10 protein-coding genes are annotated in these 11491 nt (G+C 60.9%); 4 read left to right on the plus strand and 6 right to left on the minus strand.

What is annotated here, in order from left to right:
* Positions 1-348 (plus strand): FHA domain-containing protein (locus HWX48_RS10345; protein WP_175957279.1); only part of this gene is annotated, 348 nt, incomplete at its 5' end.
* 94 nt (positions 349-442) lie between these two features.
* Here the strand turns inward: HWX48_RS10345 and HWX48_RS10350 are convergent.
* Entirely contained in the window at positions 443-730 is a 288-nt protein-coding gene (locus HWX48_RS10350; RefSeq protein ID WP_175957281.1) for a WXG100 family type VII secretion target, read from the minus strand.
* A 25-nt stretch (positions 731-755) separates the two neighbouring features.
* Positions 756-1067, minus strand: a complete 312-nt coding sequence (locus HWX48_RS10355; protein WP_175957282.1) for a WXG100 family type VII secretion target — start codon at positions 1065-1067, stop codon at positions 756-758.
* Positions 1068-1257: 190 nt separating this feature from the next.
* On the opposite strand from HWX48_RS10355, the gene HWX48_RS10360 reads away from it, so the two are divergent.
* From HWX48_RS10360 to HWX48_RS10370, 3 genes are read left to right on the plus strand one after another with little or no spacing between them, the layout of a single operon-like run.
* Positions 1258-2574, plus strand: coding sequence for an EsaB/YukD family protein (locus HWX48_RS10360; protein ID WP_175957283.1), 1317 nt, complete (start codon positions 1258-1260; stop codon positions 2572-2574).
* Positions 2574-3953 carry a type VII secretion protein EccB gene (gene eccB, locus HWX48_RS10365; RefSeq protein WP_175957284.1) on the plus strand — a complete coding sequence of 460 codons (1380 nt, stop codon included), beginning with the start codon at positions 2574-2576 and terminating at the stop codon, positions 3951-3953. The genes HWX48_RS10360 and eccB overlap by 1 nt, the downstream gene beginning before the upstream one ends.
* Positions 3950-5191, plus strand: a complete 1242-nt coding sequence (locus HWX48_RS10370; protein ID WP_175957285.1) for a S8 family serine peptidase — start codon at positions 3950-3952, stop codon at positions 5189-5191. Before eccB ends, HWX48_RS10370 begins: the two co-directional genes overlap by 4 nt.
* A gap of 9 nt (positions 5192-5200) precedes the next feature.
* On the opposite strand, the gene HWX48_RS10375 is transcribed toward HWX48_RS10370, so the two are convergent.
* Genes HWX48_RS10375 through HWX48_RS10390 form a run of 4 tightly spaced genes read right to left on the minus strand, consistent with a single transcriptional unit; the run spans position 5201 to position 11484 of the window.
* Complete coding sequence (locus HWX48_RS10375) at positions 5201-6820, minus strand: serine/threonine-protein kinase (protein WP_175957286.1); 1620 nt, start codon at positions 6818-6820, stop codon at positions 5201-5203.
* 5 nt (positions 6821-6825) lie between these two features.
* Positions 6826-9276, minus strand: coding sequence for a transglutaminase family protein (locus HWX48_RS10380; RefSeq protein WP_175957287.1), 2451 nt, complete (start codon positions 9274-9276; stop codon positions 6826-6828).
* Entirely contained in the window at positions 9273-10511 is a 1239-nt protein-coding gene (locus HWX48_RS10385; protein WP_175957288.1) for a DUF58 domain-containing protein, read from the minus strand. Before HWX48_RS10385 ends, HWX48_RS10380 begins: the two co-directional genes overlap by 4 nt.
* A 7-nt stretch (positions 10512-10518) precedes the next feature.
* On the minus strand, positions 10519-11484 hold the full coding sequence (locus HWX48_RS10390) for a MoxR family ATPase (protein WP_175957290.1): 966 nt from the start codon (positions 11482-11484) through the stop codon (positions 10519-10521).
* Between the last annotated feature and the right edge of the window lie 7 nt (positions 11485-11491).

Consider the following 11491-nt stretch of genomic DNA (forward strand, 5'->3'; position numbering starts at 1 on the left):
CCTCAGCACCATGAGTACTGGGTGGTCTTCGACTCAGGAGAACACGCTCGCATCACCGACACCCTCCTCATTGGACGTTCCCCTACAGCCCAATCCCCCCACGACTCGCTCCTTGGCGTACCCGACCCCTCCCGCTCCCTCTCTCGCACACACCTACGAATCGTTCGATCCCGCACCGGCCTATGGATCGACGACCTCGGTTCAGCAAACGGCACCTACATCCAAAGACCTGACGGAACAGAGATCTCCGTCACTCCAGGATCGCCAGAAGAAGCCACCGTTGGCTGCATCGTGCACCTCGGCGAACGATTCTTCCACATCACCTCTCCCACAGACCCCGCCCCCTAAAGCTCCGCGCACGCCGTCATCGTGTCGCATCAAGAAAACGGTGAGGGCCGCCCCTGCGGGGCGGCCCTCACTTCACCAGTCCATCGGGACAGGCTCAGCCTCCGAACATCGCGGCGTTTGCGCGATCCATCTGGTTGTAGCTCTCCTGAGCGTCGGTAACCATGCGAGAGATCGTGTTCAGCACCTCACGCAGACCTACCATGCCCTCAGTCCATTCAGCCTTCGCTGCAACGTAGGCAGTCTGAGCATCGCCTTCCCAATTGGCAACAAGCTGCTGAAGCTCGCTATCCATCTCATCAAGGCGGGCCTGAATGCCATTGGCGCGCGCAGCCATATCAGCCGATGCCGTTGCCAGAGTAGCGAAATTAACCTTCATATCCATGTGGGATCAGTCCTTTCAGGTTCGCTCAGCCCAGGCGGTTAGCCAGGTTCTGGAATAGTGCTTGCTGGCTCTCGTCCGTCACTTCATGACGGGTCTGCGAGGACTGCAGATTCTCTTCGAAGGTACGAAGAGCTGCCACCACGCGAGCAGAATTCTCATTCCAGGTTGCCATCAGACGGTTGAAAGCAACAGCGCCTGCACCAGTCCAGTTACCGCCAATAGCAGCAATCTGGCTTTCAAGCTGACGGAGCTCTCTTTCGAGATCAGCCTGCGTACGCGCAACCGTCTCGGCGCCACGGCGTAGCGCACCCTCTGCTGCTGAAACTTGTCCAGCCACGTTTCCACCTCCATGTGTGTCATTGGTGTCCGCTTCCCTTAAAAAAGCGGTATCGCTATGCACTCTATCGCCCCACACCACGGTTCGTCTCGAATTTCACAGAAACTAGTGACCGAGATTGCTAATTTCCAACCAGCATCCGAGATAATAAAAACAACGCGCTCCGCCCCATCCACGAAAGGACGCCCGAGTGTCAACCACACCAACTAGCGCCCCATCTGCGCTTTTCCCACTCTCGGTGTCCTTCGGCGGGCAAACAGTGGACATGTCGGTACCCGCAGATCTTCCACTGACAGAACTCCTCCCAGGAATGCTCCAGACTCTCGGACGCCTCGATACCTACGCTGCCAGCCAAGGCATCCGAGTCATCACAAGCAATGGACGCACCCTCCAACCCTCCCTCTCCCTCCCCACCCAAGGCGTGGGAGCCGGAGCCGTCCTCACCCTCGAACCCGCCGACGCTGCCGTCACCGAACGTCGATACGATGACCTCGTAGAAGCCGTCGGCGACACCATCGCGACCACTCAAACCGCCTGGCAACCCGGCGACAGCGTCCACCTCTCCGCCCACTCAGCAGCAACAATCTTCACAGTCGCCGCCCTCCTACTCCTCACCCAAGACGCACCCCCTCTCATCACCGCAATCACGGGGATCACCGGAACAGCCTTAGTCACCCTCAGCGCTGCCCTCGTCGCACGACGCTCCACAACCCCGCAAGGCGCGATCTCCCTCGCACTATGCGCCCCCTTCCTCGCCGCATGCACAGCCCACGCACTCACCCCCGGCGCCTGGTATCAGCTCCCGCTCGCCGCAGCAGGTGCAACCCTCGCCCTCACGGCCCCCACATGCCTGGTGCTATCGCGCCCCTCCCGACCCGTGCTCGCAGCCCCCCTTTTCCTGGGATTCTCTTTCCTCCTCGTCGGGCTCCTCACCGCATTCGTTGGGATACCCCCTCAAGCTGCAGCGGGCCTCACCATGGCAATCAACGTCATCATGGTCCTCCTCGCCCCCTGGATCGCCCTCGCACACATACCCGTCCGGGTTGACAACCCACCCCAGAGCGCGGCCCCCGACACCTCACTCATCCGCAACCAGGTAGCAAACGGACGCATACTCGTCCTCTCCCTCAAAGGCGCATCCTCCCTCGCACTCCTCATCCTCCTCCCCCTCGTAGCCACCAGCATTACCGGAATCGCACTCACGACAGCCATCGGCGTCGCACTCATGCTCTCCACCCGCAGCCTCCACGGCAAAACTGAAGTCCTCCTCGGCGTCATCACCGGAATGCTCGTGACCACCACCACCGGCGTCCTAGCGGCCCTCAACCTTCCCGCATCCATGCCCTACGTCATCGCCGGAGCCGTCGTCGTGGGGATCCTGGTCCTCGGCCTCAATGTCGTCTCCGTACGCGCCCGCCCCCACCTGACCCGCGTCGCTGATGCTGCATCCGTCATCGCACTCTTGTGTATCCCACCGCTCACCATGGCCGTATGGGGGCTCATCTAATGCCATCCAATAAGGAAATCCTCGAAGCGCAACGTTTCAACCGACGCCGCCTCATCACCGCCTTCTCCTCAGGTATCCCCAGCGGCAAAGAAATCTCGCCCTCAGCCCCCTCCCGCCCGCTCATCGCAGGTCTTATCATCTGCCTCATTATGCTCGGCGGAGCGGCCATCGCCTCACGCTTCGCTCCCGTTCTCCCGCAAGGCTGGGAAAACTCTACCCTCGTAGTCATTAAAGGCACCGGAGCGCGCTACTTCAGCATCAACGGCACCCTCCGCCCCGTCACCAACGTCACCTCCGCACGCCTCCTATCCGAACCCGGACAATTCAAGATTTCCGAGGTTTCCGCCAGCACCATTTCCGGCATCCCCCGCGGTTCGAGCATTGGCCTCACGGATGTCCCCGACGACGTTCCTGACTCATCCGCCCTCGCCTCCCACCTCTGGCTGTCCTGCGCCCTCCCAACCGGCACACACACCTGGGTTGGTATCGCCCCAGAAGGCCCCACCGAACAAGGAAACGCCCTCGTCGCACACAAAGACGACTACTACCTGCTCTCGAGCGGCACCCGGCACCTCATTAGCCCCGACTCACGCACCGGCGTGCTCATCGCCCTGGGTCTTGACGCCCTCAAACCCCAAGAGGTCAGCGCCGATTGGCTCAACCTCTTCGAGCAGGGTTCCGACCTTTCTCCCTTCGACATCGCCCACGCCGGCCACCCAGTCACAGGCATGCCCCCCCGGTTAGGTAGCGCCGTCATCGGATCAATTATCGAGGTAGAAGATGGAGACGCAGCCAGACGCTACATCGTCACCGGAGATGCCACCATCGCGCCTCTCTCAGATACCGCAGAGCGCCTCCACCGCATCAGTAAAACCGGTGAACTCGTCGGCAACTCCCTCAAAGCAACCGTTGCTGAGCTGAGCACGCTCACCGTCGCCGCTGACACCTACGCGCCCTCCGACTGGCCCACCTCGGTAGAAAACATCGTCCCCAGCGACCACTCCCCCTGCGCTTCACTCCTCACCAGTAAGGATGGCTCGGGCACCTTCCTCACCTCCTGGGAAACGCGCTCGGCCATCACTAACGCCAACGGAGGACAGAACGCCGACGATTCCCTACCCACACCCCTCAATGCAGTGAGCGTTCCCGGTGGTGGTGGCGCCCTCATCCGCACCTCCTCCGGTGGCACCCTCGGCGCGACGATGGTCATCACCGACGACGGAAAGTCCCACGGACTTGGATCCACTCCCGGCGAGGCCATCGCGCGCCTCGGCTGGAAGGACACCGACATTCTCACGATCCCCGCCCCCTGGGCAGCCCTCGTCCCCTCCGGCGTCGACCTCCTACCCCAGGCTGCCTGGGAGACAGTCAGCACATGACCCGCTTCCCGAACAGCATTGCAGCTGGCATTGCCTGTAGCGGCCTCGTCGTCTGCGCCCTCACCCTCTCAGCGGCAGCTCCAGCCGCCCGCGCTGAGAATCAAGCCTGCACCCCCGGCATCACCCAATACGTCCCCCAACCCCCCGCAGCACTCACACAACTGGGTTTTCAGGAAGCATGGAAGCTCGCCGACGGCAATGTCCTCGTTGCCATCGTGGACTCGGGTGTCGATGCAGCCAACGCCCATCTCACCCAGTCCGTCGTACCTGGCGTTGATCTAGTGGAGGCCGGTGACGGCCGCACCGACACCTCAGGACACGGCACAGCCATCGCCGCGCAGATAGCCGCCCGCCCAGTAGACGGCTCCGGCCTCGTTGGAATGGCACCCCAAGCAACAATCCTTCCCATCCGCGTCTATGCGGACACGAGTAACGAGGCCATCCGCGCCGGACAAGCCCCCGAAGCGCAACGCACAGCCGAGGGTATCCGCATTGCCGCCGACCGCGGAGCCAAAATCATCGTCGTCCCCCAGTCCACCCCATCCGACGCACCCGATCTGCGAGCAGCTGTCGAGCACGCAACAACCTCCGGCGCCCTCGTTATTGCCTCAGCGGGGAATGTCACGCCCGAAGAGGACGCCAACCTAGTACGCTTCCCCGCAGCCTACCCATCCGTCCTCTCAGTCACCGCCGTTGATGCCGCAGGCAACCCCAGCGCCGCTGTGTCCAGTGGCGTTCACGTCGAGGTCGCCGCCCCCGGTGCCCAGGTGCTCACCGCTTTCCTTCGCTGGGGGGACTGCGTGTTCGCTGGCGAAGCACCCTCGACCTCCTACGCCACCGGCTACGTCGCCGCCGCAGCCGCACTCGTCGCCTCTGCCCATCCCAAGGAATCCCCCGCCGACTGGGAATACCGCCTTCTCGCAACCGCGCTACGCCCATCGCTAGGATCGCGCGACAAGGCCATCGGCTGGGGAATAGTCGCCCCTCATGACGCCATCAACTTCATTAACGACGGCTCCATGGCGGGCCCGCCCAACCCTCGCTTTGCCGACGCGCACACGGAAAAACTTGTCCCGCTGGCAGCCCCTCCCGCACCCACAACCGAGGCATTGCCGAAGCCTCTGCTGCTACTCCTTGCTGGAAGCGCGGCCGTCGCCGGTCTCGTAGCCCTCATGGTGGATAAACTACGCCGCCCCATGAAAGCCAAGACAGCCTCACAGGACGGCGCCAGTCGCTGAGATCCTCTTCTAGGGTGCTGCAGGAACGTCAATACAGGTTGTTACCGCATCAGATTGGCGGCCATCCTGCCCCTTCGCGACAAGTTCCAAGCAATTCTTGCCGGGTACAGCGGGAGAATCGAAAGCATTCAAGGCTGTTGTTCCCACCAGAGGATCCCTACCGGGTCGCGTCACCTCATAGAGAAAACGCACACCCTCCCCACTTCCTGTATCCACACCCGCCTGGCCCTGCTCCGATCCGCGCGAGGCTGAAACACCCTCCGAACGCTGTATCGCACTATTTTCCGTTGCCCCGCTTTGCGGCAGAACAACACCGCTCTGCGCCTCAGAGGGAGCAGCCGTCGCCTCATCCTGCTCGCCATCATGCTGCCAGGTCCACAAAATCCTGTCCTCGAAAATCTTTGCCGACAGGCTATGCGGAGCACGGGGAGGATTTCCCACCGGTCCAATCTCGTCAGGAGCGCTCGGCACGAAAGGATCCTTCCCTTCAGCTGCGCTCAACTGCAGACTCCCTGATTGGGTGAGCATCCCAACAATCAAACCGGCAGTAGCCAAAACGGTGCACACGGCAATAGCCAGCAACGCCACCGGATGCACACGGGCGCCATGAGAATCCTCAGACTTGTCTCTCCCCTTGGGTGTCACAGCAGGCAACTGCTCAGAGTGCTCCTCAATACGATGAGCCCTCACACGAGTGCGGTCCGCATCAACGCTTTGAGGAAGCCCTGAAGAAACGGACGCAAATTCCTGCTGAGCCATCGGCGCATCATGGATATCCATCGCCGTTACAGGCAACCCCATACGCTGCTGGATTCGTTGAAGGCCCCGACCAAAATCGAGAGCACTCGGTGGCCGCTCCTGAGGACGCACACGCAATGATCCCCGCAAAACTGCTTCAAGCTCGGGCGGAGCATCAGCCCGACCTAAACGCGGAATCTGTCCGGCATGAACCCGCGAAGACAAAGCCAACATCAAATTATCGCCGAAAGGATCCTCAAAGGGGCTCCGACCAGCCAGCAAACTCCACGTGGTCGACGCCAACGCCCACACATCCACCGCCGGATGCGCCACACACCCGGCCATATGCTGCTCGGGCGCCGCCCACAGCAAAGAGAAACCATCAGACTCCTCCGTTGCAACCTCGCCCACTCGAGCAGCAACTCCAAAATCCCCCAGGCGAGGCAGACCATAGGCATCAATCATGACATTGGCCGGCTTAATATCACGATGGATGAATCCCGCACGATGCAGCATCTCCACGCCACCACTAATGCGGATCATAATGTCCAGGACTCGAGCGACTCCCAAGGGTTCAAGCGCTGCCTGACGTCCCAGGTTCGTCACCGGACAGTAGTCCATCACCAGGTAGGGCACACCCGATGCCGTCGTCGTGTACTCATGAAGAGGGACAAGCGCAGGGTGACCCGACAGCGCAGCCATCGCGTGCGCTTCCCTCGTCAAAAGCACAGAATGCTGCCCCAGCGCTTCCTCACGCAGAATCTTGATAGCAACATCGCGGGCAGGAATCTCTTGGCGATACAGGTGGACATCAGCAAAACCACCCGATCCCAGCAAACGCACCCAGGAGTACCCCGGAATGGACGGCCCTGCATTCTTGACACCACTCATTGATGTCATCGTTTCACCCTCCTACGAGCTTTCCCCTTCTGGCGGCGGCGCTCCCTCAAGGAACGCAACGACAAACGGCGCTTCATACGCTGCACCCAGGACTGCTTCCGGTTCAGCGCTCCCCGCGCCCCAATGACCTCGCCCCACAGAGCCGCCGCCTGATCATCCGAAACAGCAACCCCCGAGAAAGTACCGTAATCGACAACCTGCGCGATCTCGACCACTCGCGGAAGCCCATCAAGGTCCCCCTCCCAGGGAGTGCCCTCAGCCCCAGCGCTCCCCTGCCCAGCAGCTGACACAGCCCACACTGACTTCGCTAAGGTCCACGCCGTCTCCTGACGAGTCCACGCAGGATCCACTCGAGCACCCGAATCAACCGCCAGATCAACGATCTCATCCCAACAGCCCGACATCACCCGTCGAGGCTCCCCACGGCGCCGCGAGCGACGACGCATGGCCTTCCACACCACAATGGCAAGAAATGGGGCCGCAAGAAGCAACAAAATGCCACTCACGCCGGCAATCATCCCCCACGGAATGGGGTAGGCGTCGCGAGAGTCCGACTTCGCCCCCCTATCCGAGGTGCCGGGAGGCAACTCTGCTGGTTCTTCGGGAGGCTCTGGCGGCTGCAGCACCTGCGGACGAGGAACAGAGCGAGGCTTGGGAACCTCCGTCTGTGGAACCTGATCCCTCGGCGGAGTCGGGTCAAAACGCCCCCACCCCACGCCTTCAAACTCCACTTCAACCCAGACGTGCATATCAGCCCCACGCAAGGACAGCGCGCCAGGCTCATACGCATCCGGATAGGCGCCCATGACCACGCGCGCATTAATCCCCAAAGAATGCAGCATCAACGCCATCAGGGCGGCATACTGCTCATCGTCCCCGATGAGCTGCTCGGCCTCTAACATGCGCAACAAACGATCGGCGCGATGACCCGGACGAGACTGCGCATGATCCTCATTCGAGTAGAAACCCTCCTTCGACAAGTAGCGTTCAATCGCACGCGCCTTCCCCAAAGAGGATCGCTCAGCCTGCGTCACCTTAGCCGCCAAGTCACCAACCGCGTGCGGAACCTGCTGATCCTTCGGTGCGACAATCGGCACTGACGGCACGCCTGAAAGCTGCCCATCGGACCACACCGGCGGGATAGCCGCCCGCAACCAATAGGTCTGCTCCTGCGAAGAATTAGCGGTCAATGCCGCATCCGCCCACCGATCAAAGTACAAACCGTCCTGCTGCTCCTCACTGGAATCCCCGCCGAACTCAAGACGAAGAGGCATCCCCACCGTCGGTAGCCACGGCCCAGACAGGTGGAAGGTCTTCACCTGAAGATCCAATGACGGGGCGCCCTCAGGAATCCTCGCAAAAGGTAAATCAACGCCCGCAGGAACATACCCCGCTCTCCCCGTCGACTCTGCAGGAGCAATACCAAAAGTCGTCCCGTCATACACTTCAAGCGCTGCAATACGCAGGCGCGCGCCGTCAGGAAGCTCCGAAACCTCAATGAGAGTCTCTTCCTTCAGATCAGTCGATAAGCGCCGAAATGCCGACAGCGGAGATGGAAATTCATAGACCTTCAACGGCGGGTCAACAACATCACGCAAGACAACGCGCTGCGTCCACGAACCCAACGTCGACAGGCTCAAACCCGTTCCCAATGCCACCACCACAACTGACACCATGGCAGTGACCATCTGACGGCCAACATTCACCGAAGCTGAATGGGAGCGCGTCGCAGTCAACGCGGACACCGTCTGACCAGACGCAGCGGCAACAGCGCGGCGGCCGATCACAATATCCTCACCCGTGCGGATTCGTTCCTTCTGCCCCAGGAAAGCCCACCAAGCCAGCAAGGCGCAGATCCACACGATCGTCGGCAGCGGTGACGGGAACTGCCCAGCGAGGCCCCACCCGATACCCACCATCGCAAACAGGATCATCGGCACCGAACCAAGGATGCCTTTCCCTCGATAAACGGTGAAATACCCTGCCAAACACGCCGCCACCAGGCCACTCATCCACGGCACCAAAGCCGGCCCAACATACTGACTGGCGGGAGGCTCAACCGTCAGCAGATCCTTCCATGAACGCACCACCCCCAACGCCAAAGCCTGAATGGTCTGAGCGGACGGAAGCACACCGAATAGCGTTGTTGTCGGAAGAGCGGCAGGACCACCCACAAGGAAATAAGCCGTCAGGACAGCAGCAAAGATCGACAAAGGACGCCAACGCCACACCGAAGCAATCAGAGCAATGCACAGCCCCACCGACACGCCAGCGCCCGCTGCAATCAGACCCCGCCCATCACCAAAGACCGGCTCATGGAGCACAACCAAAGGAGCGAAGAAAAGAATCAGCACAAGGAACACCCAGGCGGGTAGAGCTGAAGGTTGGCGGCGCTGCGCCAGACGACTGGGAGGAGTCGGGGGAAGCGAAGAAATACGCGAGCTCATACACGGCTCCTCGTAGCAATCAAACGGGGAAGATCCTGCAGCTCAGGACAGTGCATTACGCTCGCACCCAGAATCCGTGACCGACGAGGCACACCCTGCGGATCCACCTTAATGACGGTACATTCCACGTCGGGGGCAACACGGCTCAACGCGGCAGCAATCTGCTCATCACTCACACTCTCAGCCGTGACTATCGTCAACGCTGAGACCCCGGGCCGTTTAGCCAACGCTCCGCTCACCCGCTCGGGAAGAGAAAACCTTCCGGGGCTGAGCTCAATACGAGCAAGGTTATCAAGCATGCGAGTGGGTGACGTTGTTGTCACCCACTCAGTGCCCGTAGCAAAAGACACCTTCCGCGCAGCCATCACACCAGCTAGCGCCATCGAAGCTGCAGCTGACACCGCCAGCTCAAAGTCATCATCCGTCCAGTGCTGCGCCTGGTTATCCAAGAGCAGCAAGTGATGCGAACGCCGCGTTTCCTCAAATTGACGAACTACCAAACGCCCTGTTCGTGCCGTCGTCGGCCAATGGACATTACGCCGATCATCACCGGGAATATAGTCACGCAAAGCATGAAAAGACACATCCGAAGAGGAAAGCTTCGCAGTGACAACGCCTTCAATATCCGCTTGGAAACCCGTCGCATCAAAAGGCACGCGCACAGTCTGTGGGTGCACAATCACCTCAATGGGATCAGCAAGTTCCTTCACCCTCCGAATCAAGCCAAGAGGGTCTGCACGCACCGTGCGAACCGGACCCAGGACCACCACACCACGTTGACGCGCCGGAATCGCAAACACCTCGCTCCACTGCCGTTGCGATCCCAAGGAGGGGACAAAAAACTGGGCGATACTCTCACCCACAGGCATCTCAACGACAGCTGATCGGGAGCGCCCCTGCCCCGCAGGGCGAACCTCAATCTCGCCAACGATACTGCGGCCAACGACAGTACGAGCCTGCGGGATCCGGAGACTCACCTCAAGGCTCCTGCTTCCCATCACCACAATGACAGCAATGAGGATACTCACGCCGCAGGCCACAGCGACGGTGCCAGCCTCGATCCACCCCGAGTATCCCGCCCACCCGCCTGCAAGCACGGCCGTCACGACTGTGGCCCAACCAACGCGCGTCAGGGGATCAAGGAAACGGCGCAGCCAGTCAAACCCAGGGAATCTCAACGCGCGCACACGGGAAAAACGCACCCGAATACTCGCTAAAGCACCCGACATTGCCATCCGTTGATCAAGCTCCTACCGCAGGAGCCGGAACAGTCGTGAGCGCACGGGCCACAATACCCGCCGCCGTTGCACCCGAGAAGGAAGCATCGGGGTCCACCACAATCCGGTGTTCCCACACTGGGCCAGCCAAGGCTTTAATGTCATCAGGGAGGACAAAGGCGCGCCCCTGCGCGGCAGCCCACACCCGCGCGCAACGAACCATACCAATCGCGCCGCGGGTAGACACCCCCAGTTGAGCGTTCTCATCATCACGGGTAGCCTCCGCCAGGGCGGCAACATAATCGAGGACAGCGCGATCAACGTGGTTGAGTGCGACATCTTGCGCAATCGCAAAAACATCGCGCGTCGACAAAGACGGCTGGATCAAACGGGAACGATCGGGGGCCGCAGCACCACCAAGAATCTCGACCATCGCCGTACGCGAGGGGTATCCCAGTGATGTCTTCATCAAGAAACGGTCCAACTGGGCCTCAGGCAGAGGATAAGTACCCGCCTGCTCAACAGGATTCTGCGTGGCAATAACCATGAAGGGGGCCGGCGCGCGATGAGTGGTACCGTCAACAGTCACCTGGCCTTCCTCCATGACCTCCAACAGGGCCGACTGAGTCTTCGGGGAGGCGCGGTTGATTTCGTCAGCAAGGACGATCTCCGCAAAAATCGGACCACGGTGAAAGCTCCACTGCCGCGTCTGCTGATCAAACATATTCACGCCCGTAATATCGGACGGCAGCATGTCAGGAGTGAACTGAATACGCGAGGTCGTGCCATTAATTGCTGCGGAAATCGCGCGAGCAAGTGCCGTCTTCCCCGTGCCCGGAGCGTCCTCAAGCAGGAGATGCCCGCCTGCGAACATCGTGGTGAGAGCTAAACGCACCACATGCGTCTTATCAAGAAGCGCAATCGACACATTCGACACCAGGGCGGCGAAGGTCTGCGAAAACGCCTGCGCTGATTCAACCGAAAGAGACATTCTTCTT

The organism is Schaalia sp. Marseille-Q2122 (genome assembly GCF_903645355.1).
Classification (GTDB): domain Bacteria; phylum Actinomycetota; class Actinomycetes; order Actinomycetales; family Actinomycetaceae; genus Pauljensenia.